Source organism: Kaistia terrae (genome assembly GCF_026344005.1).
GTDB classification, from domain to species: domain Bacteria; phylum Pseudomonadota; class Alphaproteobacteria; order Rhizobiales; family Kaistiaceae; genus Kaistia; species Kaistia terrae.
The window spans coordinates 94,646-111,537 of record NZ_JAPKNH010000008.1 but is presented as its reverse complement, the minus strand read 5'-3'; the positions used below and the strand labels follow the sequence as shown (position 1 = coordinate 111,537).

Genomic DNA, 16,892 nt, shown 5'->3' with positions numbered 1-16,892 from the left:
TCGCCAAGATGAGTGTGAGGAACCGACCATGACCGCCGCCAAGGCTCTGAAGGACGTCACCGTCCTCGATCTGAGCCATCTCCTGCAGGGCCCTTTCGCCACCCAGTTGCTTGCCGACATGGGCGCGAATGTCATCAAGGTCGAGCGACCGGGGCAGGGCGACCTGTTCCGCACGCTGACCTTCAACAATCGCTGGGTCGGCGGCGCGGAGAGCCCGAACTTCCTCGCCTGGAACCGCAACAAGCGGTCTCTGGCGCTGGATCTGAAGGCGCCGGAAGCGAAGGAAATCCTCTACAAGATCGCCGAGACGGCCGATGTCGTGGTGCAGAATTTCCGCCCCGGCGTGCTGGAGCGGCTCGGCTTCGGCTATGCCGACTTCGCCAAGGTCAATCCGCGCATCATCTATTGCTCGGGCTCCGGCTATGGCGACAGCGGGCCGTATCTCGCGCGTCCCGGCCAGGACATGCTGATCCAAGGCCTGACCGGCATCGCGGCGGCGACCGGCCGCGGCGATGGCCCGCCGGTGCCGGTCGGCTCCGGCTTCTCCGACCAGGTCGGCGCCATGAACATGGTCTATGGCATCCTCTCGGCGCTCTACTGGCGCGAGCGCTCCGGCGAGGGGCAGGAGATCAAGGTCGACCTGCTCTCGGCCATGCTGGCGCATCAGGGCCAGGAAATGCTGATGGCGATGAACTTCCAGCAGGATTTCGTGCGGCCGAACTCCGGCATCGGCCATCCCGGCATGGATGCGCCCTTCGGCGTCTATCCGACCTCGGATGGCTGGGTGACGGTGGCGATGAGCCCGTTCAAGCGCTTCGTCGGCGTGCTCGGCGACGACAGCCTGCTCGTCTATGACAATCCGAAGGACCTGTTCGACAAGCGTGACGAGGTCTGGGAAAAGCTCGCGGCGCTGACCAAGGGCTGGACGACGGCCGACCTGATGAACGCGCTGCTGGCCGTCGACATCTGGTGCGGCGAGGTGAAGACGCATCTCCAAGCCGAACAGGATCCGCAGGTAAAGCATATCGGCGCGATCACCAGCTACGAGCACCCGACCGCCGGCACGGTCAAGGTGGTGGCGCCGGCGGTGAAGATGTCGAAAACGCCGTCCGAGATCGAGCGCCCGGCGCCGCGCATCGGCGAGCATTCGCGAGAGATCCTCGGCGAGTTCGGCTTTGACGCCGAAACGGTGGATGGCTGGGTCGCGAAGGGATCCGTGGCCGAGGTGAAGTAGGGGCGGCCTTCCTGGCTCATCCACCCGCTCCGCCATCATCCTGAGGTGCTTCGCGCAGCGAAGCCTCGAAGGAGGTTCCAGCGGAGCACCGCAACTTTCAGTCCGGTCCCGATCGAGCAAGCGCGTCTCCTGGACCCTCCTTCGAGGCCCGGCTTTGCCGGGCACCTCAGGATGATGGTCGGGGGGTACGCGGTGGGGCTGTGCCATGCAGAGCATACAAAAAAAGGCCCCGCCGAAGCGGGGCCTTTTGCTTTCAGCCGCCTACTTCAGTGCGCCGGCCGTCAAACCACTGACGATCTTGCGCTGCAGGAGCATGAAGACGAGCACGATCGGCGTCACATAGATCACGGCATAGGTCATGATACCGTTCCAGTCGGTCGTGTTCGGACCCATGAAGTTCATCAGGCCCACCGTCGCCGTCTGCAGATCTTCCTGCGAGATCAGCGTGCGCGAGTAGACGTACTCACCGAACGACTGCAGGAAGATCAGCACCGAGGTGACGAGGATGCCGTTGCGCGCCAGCGGCACGATGATGCGGAAGAAGGCGGTGATGCGCGAGGCGCCGTCGACGCGCGCGGCCTCCTCGAGCTCCTTCGGGATCTGCATGAACGAGGTCCGGCAGAGTACGATGTAGAGCGGCAGCACCTTGGCCGTCTGCGCCAGGATGACGGCGAAGCGCGGCGTTGCGATCAGGCCGATCTGGTTGAACAGCACGAAGATCGGTGTCGCCATGAGCGACGGCGGCAGCACCTGCATCATCAGGATCAGGAACAGAACGACATCCATCCAGACATTGCGGACGCGGGCCAGCGCATAGGCGCAACCCGTGCCGATCAGCGCGGCGATCACCGTGGTGCCGCAGGCCACCACCAGCGAGTTCCACAGATAGACGTCCATCTTCTTGTCGACGAACACCTGCAGGAAGTTGAACTGCGGATCGGCCGGCCAGAAGGTCGGCGGATAGGTGAAGGTCTCCGACGACGGCTTGAAGGCGGTCAGATACATCCAGTAGAGCGGGAACAGGTAGATCGCCAGGAAGCACAGCGCGACGACGAGCAGGACATAGCGTTTCATGTTGCGCTCCTCAGGCCTGGTATTCTTGGCGGGTCGAGCGGACGTAGAAGAACGCAACGACGATGACGAAGCCCAGCATCAGCACCGAGACGGCGCTGCCGGTGGCGATGTCGTAGTTCTGGAACGAAAGCTGCCAGGACCAGTATTGCGCCACGTTGGAGGAATTGGCCGGGCCGCCCTGCGTCAGCGAGGCGAACAGGTCGAACTGCTGCAGCGTGAATATGACGCCGAGACAGGTCACCGCGCCGATCGTCGAGCGCATCATCGGCAGAGTCATGTGCCAGAAGCGGCCCCAGGGTCCGGCGCCGTCGAGGGCGGCCGCCTCATACATGTCCTTCGGAATGCCGGCGAGGCCGACCGAGAGCAGGATCATGTTGAACGGGATGCCGAGCCAGATATTGGCGATGATGACGGAATAGAGCGAGATCGCCGGCGTCGACAGCCAGAAGATCTTTTCGTCGATGATGCCGGTCGACATCAGCATGTAGTTGAGCACGCCGAAATCGCCGGCGAAGATCCACTTCCAGATCGCGCCGGCGACCAGCGCCGGGATGATCCAGGCTGCCAGGAACAGGCCGCGCAGATAGCTGGCGCCAATGAAATCCTGCTGGAAGAACAGAGCCAGGCCGAAGCCGATGGCGAGCTGGAAGACGATGCAGAGAATGACGAAGATCGCCGTGTTGCTCATGATCGACCAGAATTCCGGCGTCGCGAACAGCGTCCGGTAATTGGCGAGGCCGACGAACGGCCGAACCAGGTCGCCGAGCGAGAACATGTCCACTTCCTGGAAGGACATGGCGATGTTGTAGATGAGCGGGAAGGCCGAGAAGACGAGCAGGTAGGCGAGCGCGAGAGCGGCCAGTGCCACGTCGAAACCGCGTCCATCGCGTAGGCTGCGCAGAAGCGCCGACATTGGCTATCTCCAGGATCTGGAACGGGCGAGGGGTGCGCGCGTTCGCATGCTGCCGATGAGGTGAGGATTGTCGCCATTGGCATGGCGGCGCAAGCGCGGCCTTGACCAATTGGAGAGGCCGGCACGCCGCCCCGAGGGAGGGGGAGGCAGCGTGCCGGCGGTGCGCTTGGGAGGGCGCTTACTTCTTGACGATGCCGTCGATCGTCGTCTGCGCGGTGGTCAGCGCGGTCTTGGCGTCAGCCTGGTGCGTCAGCGCCTGCTGGATGCCGGTCGAGATCGCCTTGGAGATCTTCGCCCAATCCGGCGACGGACCACGGACGCGGGCATACTTCATCGATTCCGCGAAGACCGCGTACTGATCGGCCCACTTCGGATCCTTGGCCTCGACCGGATAGGACGGCAGGAAGCCGAACTCGTTCCAGACGCGCGGCATCTGCGAGTACATGTACTCGAGATACAGGAAGGCTTCCTTTGGGTGCTTCGACTTGGCGAAGATCACGTTGTTGCCTTCGCCCAGCGCCGAGGCGCGGGTGTCGCCGGCCTTCTCGGTCGGCAGCAGCGCGACGCGGAAGTCGAACTTGGCGTCCTTCGACATGCGCGGCAATTCCCACGGGCCGGAAATGCCCATGGCGGCGTTCTGTGCGTTGAACGAAGCCATCGAATCGTACTGGCCGCGGATCAGCGTGTCGGGAGAAGCGAGCTTCTCGTCGATGATCTTCTGCCAGACTTCCAGCGCGCGGACGGCGCCGTCATCGGCGATGTGATCGAAATCGGCGCCGGTCGACTGGGCCCAGGGAAGGAACTGGAAGGTGCCTTCCTCGTTCGAATTGGCCGAGAAGGCGAGACCGTAGACGTTCTTCGCCGGGTCGGTCAGCTTCTTGGCCGTCTCGTAGAGTTCGGCCCAGGTCTGCGGCGGCTTCTCGGGATCGAGGCCGGCGGCCTTGAACATGTCGGCGTTGTAGTAGAGCGCGATGGTGTTGGAGCCGCGCGGCAGGCCGTAGATCTTGCCGTCCCAGGTGACGGAAGAGAGCGGGCCCGGGAAGATCTTCGAGGTGTCGACGATCTTCGATTCAGCCAGATACGGCGTCAGGTCGAGCAGCGCGCCCTTGGCCGACAGGAACGGCGTGTTGGGATTGTCGACATAGGCGACGTCGGGCGTCGTGCCCGTTGCAACCGCGCGCATGACATCATTCGCCCAATCGGCGAACTCGACGCGCTTGATGTTGATCTTGATTTCCGGATGGAGCTTCATGAACTCATCCGCCATCACGTAATTGTAGCCCGGGTCAGCCTGGCGATCGATCGTCCAGACGTTCAACTCGACGGGCTCCGCCGTAGCGGCGGCGGTCATGGCCAGTACGCCAGCGGCGCCCAGCAACAGGGTCTTGGTGAAATTCGCCATCGGTTTCCTCCTTGGTGGCGAGCAAATCAAACCCACGCTCCTCCGCGTGGCGTGGGGCAGGGCCCCGGCAGTCCCCGCCGGCAATCCGGCGGGGTATTCATGTCCGATCCGGGGGATACAGCCCCTTGGGATCAGGTCGGGTTCGCGATGAAGGACATGCCGCCACGGGCTTCCTTCAGATAGTTCAGCGACTTGACCTGGCCAGTGATCTCCAGCTCGTTGCGGTAGACCGGGTCATGCCAGCCTTCGATGTCGATGCAGCCCTTGTAGCCGGCGAGGCGCAGCTCGCTGATGACACGCGTCCAGTCGCTGTCGCCGAAGCCTGGCGAACGCATCTGCACGAAGGGATGCTTGCCGAACACGCCGCTTTCGCGGATGACGTCCCAGCGGATGGTCGCGTCCTTGCCGTGGACGTGGAAAATCTTCGGCGCCCATTTGCGGATCTGCGGGATCGGGTCGATCAGATAGACCATCTGATGGCACGGCTCCCACTCGAGGCCGATATTGTCGTCCGGCGTCTCGTTGAAGATCAGCTCCCAGGCGTCCGGGTTGTGGGCGATGTTCCAGTCGCCGGTCGCCCAGTTGCCGTCCATGGCGCAGTTTTCGAATGCGAGGCGGACGCCCTTGTCGGCGGCGCGCTTGGCCAGTTCGCTCCAGACCTCCTTGTAGCGCGGCAGGCTCTCTTCGATCGACTTGCCGCGGATACGGCCGGTGAAGCCGGCGATCGTCTTGGCGCCGAACAGATGCGCGTTGTCGATCAGCGTCTTCCAGCCTTCCAGCGTCTGCTGGTCGATGTCGGTGGTCTCGAGCGGGTTGCCGAACATGCCGAGTGTGTCGATCTTCACGTCGGCGTCGCCGATCGCTTCCTTGAGCTCGGCCGCGAGCTTCGGAATGTCCTTGCCGCCGATGGTCTGCCAGAAGAAGGGCTCGATCGACTCGAAGCCGAGCGGCAGGATCTGCTTAACGTAGGCGGCCGGATCGGGGATGTTCCCCTTGATCATCGTGCCGATGCGGATGTCGAGAAGCGGATTGGTCAAAACATCATTCCCTAGAACGTTTTCGGGCGAAGTGCGGTGCGGTTCGCGTCAACAAGACGCGACCCGGCAAAGGGTCAGATCGTGATTTCGACGCGACGTCCGGTCTCGGCGCTTTCGATCGCACCGAAGACCATGGCGAGGCTGTTGATGTTCTGGTGGCCGACCGTTTCCGGCTCCGGCCCGCCGCGCGTTGCGGCGATGAAATCCTGCATGACCCCGAGGTGGCCACCGGTCCGGTCGGACTCTGCGAGTGGAGGGATCTCGCTGGCAGCCACCTCAGAGAAGAGGCCGTCGATCGCCTTGCCGGCGATCTCGGCGCGAATGTCCTGGTGCCCGTCCCAGACGAGCGTTCCCTTGGTGCCGACGATGCGCCAGGCTGATTCCCAGCTCGTCATCAGCCCGTCGGCGCACCAGCTGCCGCGGTAGTTGAAGATCACGCCCTCGCCGAACTCGAAGATCGCCGCGGCCGAGGAGCCCTGCTTGTACCAGGAGTTCTTCGGGTTCCATTCGCGGCAATAGACGGCTTCCGGCACGTTGGCCGACATGAAGCGGGCGGCGTCGAAGGTGTGGATGGCCATGTCGAGCAGCAGCACATGGTCCATTTCCTCGCGAAATCCGCCGAAATGCGGCGCGAGGAAGAAGTCGCAATGGATCGAGGTGACGTCGCCGATGGCGCCCTGGTCGATGGCGTTGCGGATGCGGCGAACGCCTTCGAGATAGCGGCGGTTCTGCACGACGACATGCAGCTTGCCGGCTTCCTTGGCGCGGGCGATCAGGTCGCGCGCCTGGTCGAGGGTCTCGGCCATCGGCTTTTCGGAGAGGACATGGCAACCGGCGGCGAGCGCAGTCGAGACGATGTGATGGCGGGCGCCGGGGATGACGACGTCGAAGACGACATCCGGCTTGGCCTCGGCGATCAGGTCTTCGATGTTGGTGGCGATGACGATATCGCCAAGCTCGAACTCCGCCGCGCGGGCACGGGCCGCGTCGGGGTTGATGTCGGCGAGGCCGACGATCTGGAGATTGTCGATGGTCTTGGCGGCGGCGAGCCAGGCGCGGCTCATCGCTCCGCAACCGATCAATACGGCACGTTGCATTCCGATTTTCCTCCCACGGCCAATTCCTCAATCGTTGCACCGCAAACGTTTACGGTGCGGTGCAACAAGGCCGTAAACGTTTACGATGACACCAAATTGAGGTACGCTTGTCAAGTGTGGGGAACGAAGCAACCTGCGGTCGATGTGTGCTGGCTGGGTGCACGCCCCGCTGAAAATGATGTACGCAAGGCGTTCCGCTTCGGCAGGTCGGCCTGGCGATGGGAGGAGACGCTCCGTTGAGCATCAAGGAACTGGCGCAGCATCTGAACGTCTCGATCGGCACCGTGTCGCGGGCGCTGAACGGGCGTGCCGATGTCAATCCCGAGACCCGCAAGCGCGTTCTCGCCGCGGCGGAGGCCATGGGCTATGTTGCCAATCAGTCCGGCCGCAGCCTGCGCCAGGGAACAACCAACGTCATCGGTTTCACCATCGAGACCAATGTCGAGACCAAGTCGCAGGGCGACACGTTCTTCATGAGCGTGTTCGATGGCGTGCAGGCCGTCTTCGCCCGCCACAAGCTCGACCTGGTGGTGCTGCCCTGTTCGTCGGAAGACGATCCGTTCGACCATGTCCGCCGCGTCGTCTCGCGCCAGTTCGCCGATGGGCTGATCATTTCGGCGACCCAGCGCATCGACCCGCGGATCGATTTCCTGATCGAGCGCGGCATTCCGTTCGTCACTCTCGGACGCAGCCAGTCGGGCGGCGAACACTCCTGGATCGACATGGATTTCGATAGCGTCGCCACGGGGGCGGTGGCGCGGCTGGTGGCGCGCGGCCATCGCCGAATCGCACTCGCCAACACGGCGAGCGGCATCAATCTGAGCTACATTTTCGAGGATTCGTACCGCCGCGCCCTGGCCGAGCATGGCATTGCCTATGATCCGGACATCGTCATTCGCGGCGAGATTACCGAGCGCGGCGGCTACGCCATCTGCGACAAGCTGCTGGCCTTGCCGGACCGTCCGACGGCGGTCGTGCTCGTCAATGAGAGCCTCGCGATCGGGATTTATCGCCGCCTGCATGACGCCGGGCTGATGCCGGGCCGGGACATGGCGATCATCGGTCTCCGCCAGAGCCCGCAAGCCCGCTTCCTGTCGCCGACGCTAACCTGTCACCGGTTGTCGCTGCACGACGTCGGCGTGGAACTGGCGCAATCCCTGCTCGCCACCATGCCGGCCTACAAGGATCTTTATCCGCAGGGCGTGGTGCAGAAGATCTGGCCGATGGAACTGGTCCCCGGCGAAAGCGACCCGCCGCTGCAACCCTGAAACTCGCGCCCGGCTTGCCGCCGTTGCAACCGGCAGGCCCTTGTCGTCATCGCTTGATAGCCCTAGAACATATCGTGAACACTATGAGGGTGCGCGACGATGGATATGCTGGAAAAGCTTGGGATCCTGGCGGATGCCGCCAAGTATGATGCGTCCTGCGCCTCTAGCGGCACCGACAAGAAACATGCCGCCGCCGGCAAGGGCATCGGCTCGACCGAAGGCATGGGCATCTGCCATTCCTATGCGCCCGACGGCCGCTGCATCTCGCTGCTGAAAGTGCTGCTGACCAATGCCTGCAATTTCGATTGCCTCTATTGCGTCAACCGAGCCTCGTCCAACGTGCCGCGCGCCCGCTTCACGGTCGCCGAAATCGTCAAGCTGACGCTGGATTTCTACCGCCGCAATTATATCGAGGGGCTGTTCCTCTCGTCGGGCATCATCCGAAACCCCGACTACACGATGGAGCAGGTGGTGGCGGTGGCGAAATCGCTGCGGCTCGATCACGGCTTTCACGGCTACATCCACCTGAAGACGATCCCCGAGGCGAGCGAGGCGTTGATCACCGAAGCGGGGCTCTATGCCGATCGCCTGTCGATCAATGTCGAATTGCCGACCGAGGCGGCGTTGACGGCCCTTGCGCCGGAAAAGAGCATTCCCTCGATTCGCCGCACGATGGGCCGTTTACGTCTCAAGCTGGATGAGGCGAAGTCGGAAAAGCACCTGAAGCACGCCCGCCGCTTCGCGCCGGCCGGGCAGAGCACGCAGATGATCATCGGCGCCGACGCCTCGACCGATCGGTCGATCCTCGATCTCTCGGCCAATCTCTATGGCTCGTACCGGCTGAAGCGGGTCTATTATTCGGCCTTCAGCCCGATCCCGGATTCAAGCCTTAAATTGCCGCCCAAGGCGCCGCCGCTGATGCGGGAGCATCGGCTGTATCAGGCCGACTGGCTGCTGCGCTTCTACGGCTTCCAGGTCTCGGAAATCGGCGGTAAGGGCGGCATGCTCGATCTCGACATCGACCCGAAGCTCGCCTGGGCCCTGGCCAATCGCGACCGCTTTCCCGTCGATCTCAACCGCGCTCCCCGCGAAGAACTTTTGCGCGTGCCGGGGCTCGGGTCGAAGACGGTCGAGCGGCTGATTTCGGCGCGTCGCTACCGGACGATCCGCAGCGACGATCTGGTGCAACTGCGCCTGCCGCTCGCCAAGCTGATGCCCTTCGTCGTGCTCGGCGATCACAAGCCGTCCGGCCTGCTCGATTCCGAGCGCCTCTCCGCCTTGCTGCGGCCGAAGCCGACGCAGATGCAATTGCCGTTCTAGCGATGCACCGGATCGCGCTCACAGGGCCGACCAACATCCGGGGGTGGCGCGAGGCGGCCCGGCGGCTGGCGCGGCAAGATGTCGATCCCGCCGATATCGCCTGGGTGGTCGAGGGCGCGGCCGAGTCGGATCTTTTCGGCGGGTTGCCTGCCTCGCCGCAGGCGTCGTCCGCTCCGGAAGGCCCGGCCTTTTCCGTGCCGCGAGCCTTTCTGGGTCTCGCCGAAACGGTCATCCTGCACCGCGATCCCGAACGCTTCGCGCTGCTCTACCAGATGATTTGCCGGCTCAAGGATAATCATGACGCACTTGAGGATAGCGTGGATCCCTTGGTCGTCCGGCTAAATGGTCTTGCAAGGTCAGTCCGGCGCGACATTCACAAGATGCACGCCTTCGTGCGCTTTCGAACTGTGGAGACCGAGGCGGGCGAGTGCTTCGTCGCCTGGTTCGAGCCGGAACACCATATCGTCGAGGCGGCGGCGCCGTTCTTCGCGCGCCGGTTCGCGTCGATGCGCTGGTCGATCCTGACGCCGGAGCGCAGCGTCCACTGGGACGGCGAGATTCTCCGACTGTCGGAGGGCGTCGAGCGCAGCGAAGCGCCGACCGAGGACAAGCTGGAAGATCTCTGGCGGCGCTATTACGCGGCGATCTTCAATCCGGCCCGGCTCAAGGTGCAGGCGATGATGTCGGAGATGCCGAAAAAATACTGGCGCAATCTGCCGGAAGCCTCGCTCATCAAGCCGCTGATCGACCAGGCGGAGCGCCGAAGCGTCGATATGGTTGCTCTCGCGGCCACCGCGCCGAACCCCCGCCCGCAGCGGACGCGGGTCGAAATTCCCGTCGCATCGGTGGTGGAGCCTCTGGGCTCGATCCAGGCATTGCGCGAGGCCGCATCCGGATGCCGGCGCTGTCCGCTGGGGGTGCCGGCGACTCAAACCGTATTCGGCGAAGGGCCGGAGGACGCCGGGATCGTCTTTGTCGGCGAGCAGCCGGGCGATCAGGAAGATCTGGCCGGGCGGCCCTTCGTCGGCCCCGCCGGCAAGGTGTTTGACGCGGCGCTGGAAGAGGTCGGCATCGATCGCGGCCGCGTCTATGTCACCAATGCGGTGAAGCACTTCAAATTCGTGCCGCGCGGCAAAAGACGCCTGCACCAGAAGCCGAATGTCTCGGAAATCCAGGCCTGCCGCTGGTGGTTGAAACAGGAGCTGGACATTCTCCGGCCGCGTCTGGTGGTGGCGCTGGGCCTGACGGCGGTGCGAAGCCTGACGGGACAGCCAATGACGCTGGAAGTGGCGCGGCAGCGAAGGCTGGAAACGCTGGAGGGTGCGCCGCTGCTGGCGACGATTCATCCGTCCTACCTGCTGCGGCTGCCGGACGAGGCGATGAAAGCGCGCGAGCACGCGCGCTTTCTCGAGGATCTGCGGCGGGTGGCCGCGTTCGCCAACGCGGCCTGACTACCAGCAGGTATAGCCGCCATCGACGACGACGACCGATCCGGTCATCAGGCTGGCGGCGTCGCCGGCGAGGAACAGAACGACCGAGGCGATTTCCTCGACTTCTCCCATGCGCGCCATCGGCGTGCCGCCGATCCAGGCGTCATACATCTTCGCGTCGGTCTTCACGAAGGCGTTGAGCGGCGTGTTGATATAGGTCGGCGCGACGGCGTTGACGCGGACGCCACGTGCGCCCCATTCGGCCGCCAGAGACTTGGTCAGATGGTGCACGCCGGCCTTGGAGGCATTGTAGAAGGCCTGCTCCTGCGGCTTGTTGACGATGAAGCCGGACATCGAGCCGATGTTGACGATCGAGCCGCGGCCCGCCTTCAACATGTGGTTGCCGAAGGCGCGGCAGCACCAGAACGTGCCGTTCAGATTGACGTCGATGACGTTCAGCCAATGCTCGTCCGTGACGGTCTCGGCCGGGGTCATGCTGCGGGCGATGCCGGCATTGTTGACCAGGACATCGATATGGCCGTGCTTGGCGATGACTTCGTCGGCAACCTCGTTGACGCGCGCCGAATTGGTCACGTCCATGATCGCGATGTCGACGTCGTAGCCCTTGGCCTTCAGGCTGTCGCGGCCGGTCTCGGCGATGGCGCCGTCGCGATCGGCGATGATGACCTTCGCGCCCGCCTCGGCGAGGGCCTCGACGCTGGCAAGGCCGATGGCCTGGCCGCCACCCGTCACGAGAGCAACCTTGCCGTCCAGACGGAGCTTTTCGAGATACATGCCGTTCCTCCTGAGAACCTGCGCTTGCGGTGGCGGCAATCTAGCCAAGGATACCCTTGCCGTCACGAAGGATGCGCCGCTCAGGCGACGAATCCGGATGTTTTCACGCAGGTTCTCAAGGGGATGGACGCTCCGGGCTCGGGCTGATTTCAGCGAGCACGCGCGATACAGATGGCGACGGGCCGGAATCGGGGGAGAATTCGGGCCCGTCGCCTTCGGGCCGACGGGTCAGACTGCGCATCGGCCGAAACTGTGTCAGGCGTCAGTGATCAGCCATCCTGGCGCGGAACGCCGGGCGGCGTCTTGTCGGTCGGAGCCGGTGGCTTCGCCGGGTCGTGCGGCTCGGCCTGCTTGTCGGGCTTGTCGCCCTGGATGTCAGCGGGCCGGTTGGGATTGCCAAAGCTGCTGTTGCCGCCGGGCTTTTCCTTGTCATAAGGCGTCGACATGCTGCGTCTCCTCGAGTGTCTCATCGAGAAAACACGCCCGTGCGAGTTCGGTTCCAGCGGGATCGTGATTGTCTCAGCCGACGGCGATCAGGAAGGGAACGCGGTGCCGGCGCCCCTGCAGGTCAAGCTTCGTCAATCGTTCGAGGTTGGAGATGACCGAGCGCTTCAGGTGGCCGGCAAGCGCCTGCTGCGCCAGCGCCGGCCGCCCGGCCAGCAACTGTTCGAACACCTCCAGATGCTCGCCCAGCATGATCTCGATCTCGTCGGTGTCGCGGTGTCGTTGAAATGTCTCGTGCATGGCGATCAGGGGCAACTGGCTGCGACGGATCGCATCGCGAAGCTGGCTGTTGCTGCAACGGAGCACGGTTTCGACATGCAGGTCGTTTTCGAGTTGCTCCAGCCCGGCCGGCGTGCGCGTTCCCGCCTGCACGCGCCGGATCCGCTCGTGCCGGACGCGCAGGTCGGCCTGGTCGAGATGCGGCAGCGCCTGTTCCAGCGCGATCGGCTCAAGCAGCCAGCGCACTTCGAAATGTTCGCGCAGCAGTTCCGGCGTCAGGGGGCCGGCATACCAGCGCTGATTGACGTCCTGGGTGACAAGGCCGGCGCGGTCGAGGCGCGTGAGCACCTCATGCGCGACCGTGCGGCTGACGCCGTAATAGTCGGCCAGCAGGCTCTCGTTCAGCTGGAAGCGGCCATAGGGCAGGCAGCAGGCGACGATATGCTCGATCTCGGGATAGATCGCGGCGCGGCGGTTGCGGGTCTTCGGCTCCAGCATCCGCGTCCGTGGCAGCGTCAGCCCGGCGTCGATCAGGTCCAGGCGCAGCGGCGGCGCCGTGGCATCGCCGCCGATCATCAGCCCGCGTCCGCCGAAACGGGTGACGAGTCCTTCGTCCTCCAGCCGTTTTAGCGCGGCACCGGCCGGGATGCGGCTCGACTGGAAGGCGCGTGCTAGCGCTGTCTCGCCGACGACGAGCCCATCCGGCAAGACGCCGTCGACAATGTGCTGCCGCAACACGCGATAGATCACCTCATAGAGCGGCAGCCCGGCATCGCCGGTCTCGGAAACCGCGCTCATCGCGACGTGTTCTCCTCACGGCCAGCCGAACCGAAGCCGTCACCCGAAATGGCGGCGGCCCTGGTCGGCAGCGTCTCAGCCATGCGCCGTCTCGGCGGCCGGGGCAGCGTCGGCGCTGCCGGCATGGATCAGGCCCATGATCTCGCGGCTCATCGGCTCATAGCGGCGCGTATTTTCGATCGTGCCGGCGATGGCGAAGTCGCGCATCACCAGGATCCGGTCGGCGAGCGTGATCATCTCCGGCATGTCGCTGGAGATCAGCAGGACGGAAAGTCCCTCCCGCGTGATCTCGCCGATCAGCTCGTGGATCGCCGTCTTGGTCTTGATGTCGATGCCGACGGTCGGTTCGTCGATGATCAGGATCTCGACGCCCGCCGCCAGCCATTTGGCGATCGACACCTTTTGCTGGTTGCCGCCCGAAAGCTTGCCCACCGCCTGTTCGATCGACGGCGTCTTCACTTCGAGCTTTTCGACGAGCGGATGAGCGATGCGCCGCTCGTCGGCGCGGGTGATCAGGCCGAGCGCCGAGGCAATGCGCCGCCAGACCGAGATGGCAATGTTGGAGCGGATCGGATGGGTGAGGATCAGGCCCTCGGCCTTGCGATCCTCGGAGATGTAGCCAAGTCGGTGGCGGCGGATCGCCGTCGGCACGTCCGGGATCGTGACCGGATTGCCGTTCAGGCGCAGTTCGCCCGAGACGATCCTGGCGTCGCCGATCAGCGCGCGCGCCAGCTCCGTGCGGCCGGCGCCGACGAGGCCGTACAGGCCGAGAATCTCGCCCTTGTGCAGCTGGAAGCTTACATTCTTGTGGCCGAGCGAGGTGGCGACGTTGCGCGCCTCCATCACGGTCTTCGTGCGGTCGACGCTGCGCGTCCCCATCTCGGCGACGCGCTCTTCGCGGCCGATCATGGCGGTGACGATCTTGCCGCGATCCATCTGGGCGATCGGCTGGCCGGCGGCCGCGATGCGGCCGTCGCGCAGCACGGTGACGCGGTCCGAAATCGCCATCACTTCTTCGAGCTTGTGGGAGACGAAGACGATCGCCTTGCCCTCGTCGCGCAGGCGGCGGACGACGGCGAACAGCGCGTCGGCCTCATGGCCGGTGATCGAGGCGGTCGGCTCATCGAGCAGCAGCACGCGGGCTTCCAGCGACAGCGCCTTGGCGATCTCGACGATCTGCATCTGCGCCACCGACAGGTGCCGGACTTCCGTCCGGGTGTCGATCGTCGGATCGATCATGTCGAGGAATCGCCGCGCTTCGGAATGCACCTTGTCGAAGTCGATGACGCCGTTCCGCGTCGGCGGCCGCTCGATCATGATGTTCTCGCCGACCGTGAAGCGCGGTATCAGGTTGCGCTCCTGGTGCACGGCCGAGATGCCGGCGGCGATCGCGTCGCGCGGCGAGGTGAAGTCGACGGGCTTGCCGTCGACAAGCAGCCGGCCGCGATCCGGCCGATAGAGGCCGGTGATGATCTTGATCAGCGTCGACTTGCCGGCGCCGTTCTCGCCCATCAGGGCATGGGTTTCGCCGGGCAGGATCTCGAACGAGACGTCGTCAAGCGCCGTGACGCCGGGAAAATCCTTGCCGATGCCTTCAATGGTGAGCCGCATGATCAGGCGCCTCCCGCGCGGACGGCACGCAGCCGGTTCAAGCCGACGGCGGCGAGGATCAGTGCGCCGAGCAGGAACTGCACCCAGTAAGGGTCGACCTTGGCCAGCACCATGCCGTTCTGGATGATGACGATCAGCACGACGGCGAGCGCCGTGGCGGCGACCGAGATATGGCCGCCGGCGAGTGCCGCGCCCCCGATGATCGGGGCGGCGAACGACATCAGCAGCCAGTCGACGCCGATCGACGGCTGGGCCGAGCCGAGCTGGGCGACGGCGAGGATGGCGGCGGCGCCTGCGAGCAGGCCCGACAGCGTATGCGCCATGACGATCACGCCGTCGCGCGGGATGCCGGAAAGCTCGGCTGCCTGCGGATTGCCGCCGACGGCAAGCAATTGCCGTCCGGGCACGGTGCGAGCCAGGAAGAAGGCGAGCGCGATGGCGATCAGGACTGGCGGCAGCAGCAGATAGGGCAGGGCCGAAATGCGGCCGGTGCCGAAGGCAACGAAGCTTGCCGGCAGGTTGTAGAAGGGGATCGACTCGGTAATGCCGAGATTGATGCCGGTAAAGGCGGAGGCCGTCGCCAGCGTGATGATGAAGCCGTTAATGCCGGTGCGCACGGTCAGCAGGCCGTTGATCAACCCGCCGCCGGCGCCGATGGCGAGGCCGCAAAGGATCGCGACCGGGACCGGAAAGCCCCATTTTTCCATCATGCCGCCGACGGCGATGGCGACGAGGCCGCCGAGCGCGCCGACCGAAAGGTTCATCTGGCCGACGGCGAGCGTCAGCATCTGCGCGAAGGCGACGATTAGCACGACGCAGAACGAGCGCAGCATCACATAGAGATTGAACTCGGTCAGGAAGGCCGATGACAGCGTCGCCAGCGTGACAAGACCGATGACGATGGCGACGGCGAGCGCCGACCATTCATTGGCGAGAAAACGCTGGCCGAATGTCAGGTTGCGGTTCTGGCTCATGCGCGGCGTCCTGACTCTTTGCGACCAAGGTTCGTCTTGCGGCCCAGGCTGCGGCGCTCGGCGTAGACGCCGCGATAGCGATCGATCATGACGGCGGCGAGCAGGATCAGGCCGAGGAAAAGTTGCAGCCAGAAATTGCCGATCTGCATCACGAGCAGGCCCGAACGCAGCGTCGTCACGAGAAGCGCGCCCAAAATGGTGCCGACGACGGAGACGAAACCGCCCGCCAGCAGCGTGCCGCCGAGCACGGGGGCGAGGAAGGACGGCAGAAGCCAGTCCTGGCCGATCGACGGCATGGCGGCGCCGAGCCGGAACACCAGCATTAGCCCTGCGGAAGCCGCCAACGCGCCGGAAAGCGTATGGGCGATGATGATGGCGCGGCCGACCGGCACGCCGGAAAGCTCTGCGGCGCGCGGATTGGCGCCGGCGGCGAGGATCTCGCGGCCCAGCGCCGTGAAGCGGAACAGCACGACGAGCGCGGCGCCGATGGCAAGCGCCACCAGCAGGAGCGGCGACACGAAGCCTCCCCAGCGCATGCGTCCGAAGGCGGCGATCTCCGGCGGCAGCGCGTTGAACGTCTGCGCCTTGGAGAGGATGAGCATGCCGCCGAGGAACAGGCTGGCGCTGGCGAGTGTGATGATGAAGGAATTGACGCCGGAGCGGACGATGACGAAGCCGTTCAGCCAGCCCAGGAACGCGCCGAGCAACAATGCCAGCGCCATGGCGACGGGGATCGGCAGGCCGATGGTCTGCATCAGATAGCCCGACGCCATCACGGCGCAGACGCCGATCGAGCCGATGGCGAGGTTCATGCCGCCGGTCGCCAGCACGACCATGGTCGAGAAGCCGATCACGATGTCGACGGCGAGCGAGCGCGACAGGGCGAACAGGTTGAACGACGAGACGAAGCCGGGGGCGAGGCTGGTGAACAGGAACCAGAACAGGATGATGATGGCCGCGAGGCCGATCAAATTCGACTGTTCCGCCAGCCAGGAAGGCCGCGCACGGGAATCGGAGGATGGGGTCATGGTGAAGCCATGTGTGAGGATGGCGAGACGCGGCAGACGGCGCCTTGACCGGATTTTTACCGGCATCATCCTGAGGTGCTTCGCGTCAGCGAAGCCTCGAAGGGTGATCCAGAGGTTTCGGCAGGCGGAAGCCTCCTTCGAGGCCGCTGCGCGGCATTTCAGGATGATGGCGGCGTTTGATATCCGCC

15 protein-coding genes are annotated in these 16,892 nt (G+C 64.7%); 4 read left to right on the top strand and 11 right to left on the bottom strand.

Going from position 1 to position 16,892, the window contains the following annotated elements; genetic code table 11:
* The first annotated feature begins 28 nt into the window (after positions 1 to 28).
* On the top strand, positions 29 to 1,234 hold the full coding sequence (locus tag OSH12_RS20225) for a CaiB/BaiF CoA transferase family protein (RefSeq protein ID WP_266345428.1): 1,206 nt from the start codon (positions 29 to 31) through the stop codon (positions 1,232 to 1,234).
* A 261-nt stretch (positions 1,235 to 1,495) separates the two neighbouring features.
* Here OSH12_RS20225 and OSH12_RS20220 read toward each other — a convergent pair whose 3' ends face one another.
* The 5 genes from OSH12_RS20220 to OSH12_RS20200 all read right to left on the bottom strand — a co-directional run bounded on the left by OSH12_RS20220 (position 1,496) and on the right by OSH12_RS20200 (position 6,757).
* Positions 1,496 to 2,308 (bottom strand): carbohydrate ABC transporter permease, encoded by an 813-nt coding sequence (locus tag OSH12_RS20220; protein WP_266345427.1) that lies wholly within the window; start codon positions 2,306 to 2,308, stop codon positions 1,496 to 1,498.
* Between the two features lie 10 nt (positions 2,309 to 2,318).
* The gene (locus OSH12_RS20215) at positions 2,319 to 3,221 is read right to left on the bottom strand and encodes a carbohydrate ABC transporter permease (protein ID WP_266345426.1); all 903 of its coding nucleotides are present in this window, start codon (positions 3,219 to 3,221) and stop codon (positions 2,319 to 2,321) included.
* A gap of 178 nt (positions 3,222 to 3,399) precedes the next feature.
* On the bottom strand, positions 3,400 to 4,623 hold the full coding sequence (locus tag OSH12_RS20210) for an ABC transporter substrate-binding protein (RefSeq protein ID WP_266345425.1): 1,224 nt from the start codon (positions 4,621 to 4,623) through the stop codon (positions 3,400 to 3,402).
* A 131-nt stretch (positions 4,624 to 4,754) separates the two neighbouring features.
* Positions 4,755 to 5,660 carry a sugar phosphate isomerase/epimerase family protein gene (locus tag OSH12_RS20205; RefSeq protein WP_266345424.1) on the bottom strand — a complete coding sequence of 302 codons (906 nt, stop codon included), beginning with the start codon at positions 5,658 to 5,660 and terminating at the stop codon, positions 4,755 to 4,757.
* Positions 5,661 to 5,734: 74 nt separating this feature from the next.
* Positions 5,735 to 6,757: a Gfo/Idh/MocA family protein gene (locus OSH12_RS20200; protein WP_266345423.1), complete on the bottom strand. Its 1,023-nt coding sequence runs from the start codon at positions 6,755 to 6,757 to the stop codon at positions 5,735 to 5,737.
* Positions 6,758 to 6,993: 236 nt separating this feature from the next.
* Here OSH12_RS20200 and OSH12_RS20195 point away from each other — a divergent pair, with 236 nt between their 5' ends.
* The 3 genes from OSH12_RS20195 to OSH12_RS20185 all read left to right on the top strand — a co-directional run bounded on the left by OSH12_RS20195 (position 6,994) and on the right by OSH12_RS20185 (position 10,796).
* Entirely contained in the window at positions 6,994 to 8,025 is a 1,032-nt protein-coding gene (locus OSH12_RS20195; protein ID WP_266345422.1) for a LacI family DNA-binding transcriptional regulator, read from the top strand.
* Positions 8,026 to 8,124: 99 nt separating this feature from the next.
* Entirely contained in the window at positions 8,125 to 9,345 is a 1,221-nt protein-coding gene (locus OSH12_RS20190) for a putative DNA modification/repair radical SAM protein (RefSeq protein WP_266345421.1), read from the top strand.
* Between the two features lie 2 nt (positions 9,346 to 9,347).
* Positions 9,348 to 10,796 carry a UdgX family uracil-DNA binding protein gene (locus OSH12_RS20185; RefSeq protein ID WP_266345420.1) on the top strand — a complete coding sequence of 483 codons (1,449 nt, stop codon included), beginning with the start codon at positions 9,348 to 9,350 and terminating at the stop codon, positions 10,794 to 10,796.
* Here OSH12_RS20185 and OSH12_RS20180 read toward each other — a convergent pair whose 3' ends face one another.
* From OSH12_RS20180 to OSH12_RS20155, 6 genes are all read right to left on the bottom strand, one after another.
* On the bottom strand, positions 10,797 to 11,570 hold the full coding sequence (locus OSH12_RS20180) for an SDR family NAD(P)-dependent oxidoreductase (RefSeq protein ID WP_266345419.1): 774 nt from the start codon (positions 11,568 to 11,570) through the stop codon (positions 10,797 to 10,799). It abuts the gene before it with no gap.
* 269 nt (positions 11,571 to 11,839) lie between these two features.
* Positions 11,840 to 12,016 (bottom strand): hypothetical protein, encoded by a 177-nt coding sequence (locus OSH12_RS20175; RefSeq protein ID WP_266345418.1) that lies wholly within the window; start codon positions 12,014 to 12,016, stop codon positions 11,840 to 11,842.
* 73 nt (positions 12,017 to 12,089) lie between these two features.
* On the bottom strand, positions 12,090 to 13,091 hold the full coding sequence (locus tag OSH12_RS20170; RefSeq protein ID WP_266345417.1) for a GntR family transcriptional regulator: 1,002 nt from the start codon (positions 13,089 to 13,091) through the stop codon (positions 12,090 to 12,092).
* Positions 13,092 to 13,166: 75 nt separating this feature from the next.
* On the bottom strand, positions 13,167 to 14,702 hold the full coding sequence (locus OSH12_RS20165; protein ID WP_266345416.1) for a sugar ABC transporter ATP-binding protein: 1,536 nt from the start codon (positions 14,700 to 14,702) through the stop codon (positions 13,167 to 13,169).
* Positions 14,703 to 14,704: 2 nt separating this feature from the next.
* Entirely contained in the window at positions 14,705 to 15,676 is a 972-nt protein-coding gene (locus tag OSH12_RS20160; protein ID WP_266345415.1) for an ABC transporter permease, read from the bottom strand.
* Positions 15,673 to 16,704 carry an ABC transporter permease gene (locus tag OSH12_RS20155; protein WP_266345414.1) on the bottom strand — a complete coding sequence of 344 codons (1,032 nt, stop codon included), beginning with the start codon at positions 16,702 to 16,704 and terminating at the stop codon, positions 15,673 to 15,675. Before OSH12_RS20155 ends, OSH12_RS20160 begins: the two co-directional genes overlap by 4 nt.
* Positions 16,705 to 16,892 lie beyond the last annotated feature (188 nt).

Bases quoted from the DNA above. Each gene is read 5' to 3' on its own strand.
- OSH12_RS20225 (WP_266345428.1), top strand. From the start codon at position 29: ATGACCGCCGCCAAGGCTCTGAAGGACGTCACCGTCCTCGATCTGAGC.
- OSH12_RS20220 (WP_266345427.1), bottom strand. From the start codon at position 2,308: ATGAAACGCTATGTCCTGCTCGTCGTCGCGCTGTGCTTCCTGGCGATC.
- OSH12_RS20215 (WP_266345426.1), bottom strand. From the start codon at position 3,221: ATGTCGGCGCTTCTGCGCAGCCTACGCGATGGACGCGGTTTCGACGTG.
- OSH12_RS20210 (WP_266345425.1), bottom strand. From the start codon at position 4,623: ATGGCGAATTTCACCAAGACCCTGTTGCTGGGCGCCGCTGGCGTACTG.
- OSH12_RS20200 (WP_266345423.1), bottom strand. From the start codon at position 6,757: ATGCAACGTGCCGTATTGATCGGTTGCGGAGCGATGAGCCGCGCCTGG.
- OSH12_RS20190 (WP_266345421.1), top strand. From the start codon at position 8,125: ATGGATATGCTGGAAAAGCTTGGGATCCTGGCGGATGCCGCCAAGTAT.
- OSH12_RS20185 (WP_266345420.1), top strand. From the start codon at position 9,348: ATGCACCGGATCGCGCTCACAGGGCCGACCAACATCCGGGGGTGGCGC.
- OSH12_RS20180 (WP_266345419.1), bottom strand. From the start codon at position 11,570: ATGTATCTCGAAAAGCTCCGTCTGGACGGCAAGGTTGCTCTCGTGACG.
- OSH12_RS20175 (WP_266345418.1), bottom strand. From the start codon at position 12,016: ATGTCGACGCCTTATGACAAGGAAAAGCCCGGCGGCAACAGCAGCTTT.
- OSH12_RS20170 (WP_266345417.1), bottom strand. From the start codon at position 13,091: ATGAGCGCGGTTTCCGAGACCGGCGATGCCGGGCTGCCGCTCTATGAG.
- OSH12_RS20165 (WP_266345416.1), bottom strand. From the start codon at position 14,702: ATGCGGCTCACCATTGAAGGCATCGGCAAGGATTTTCCCGGCGTCACG.
- OSH12_RS20160 (WP_266345415.1), bottom strand. From the start codon at position 15,676: ATGAGCCAGAACCGCAACCTGACATTCGGCCAGCGTTTTCTCGCCAAT.
- OSH12_RS20155 (WP_266345414.1), bottom strand. From the start codon at position 16,704: ATGACCCCATCCTCCGATTCCCGTGCGCGGCCTTCCTGGCTGGCGGAA.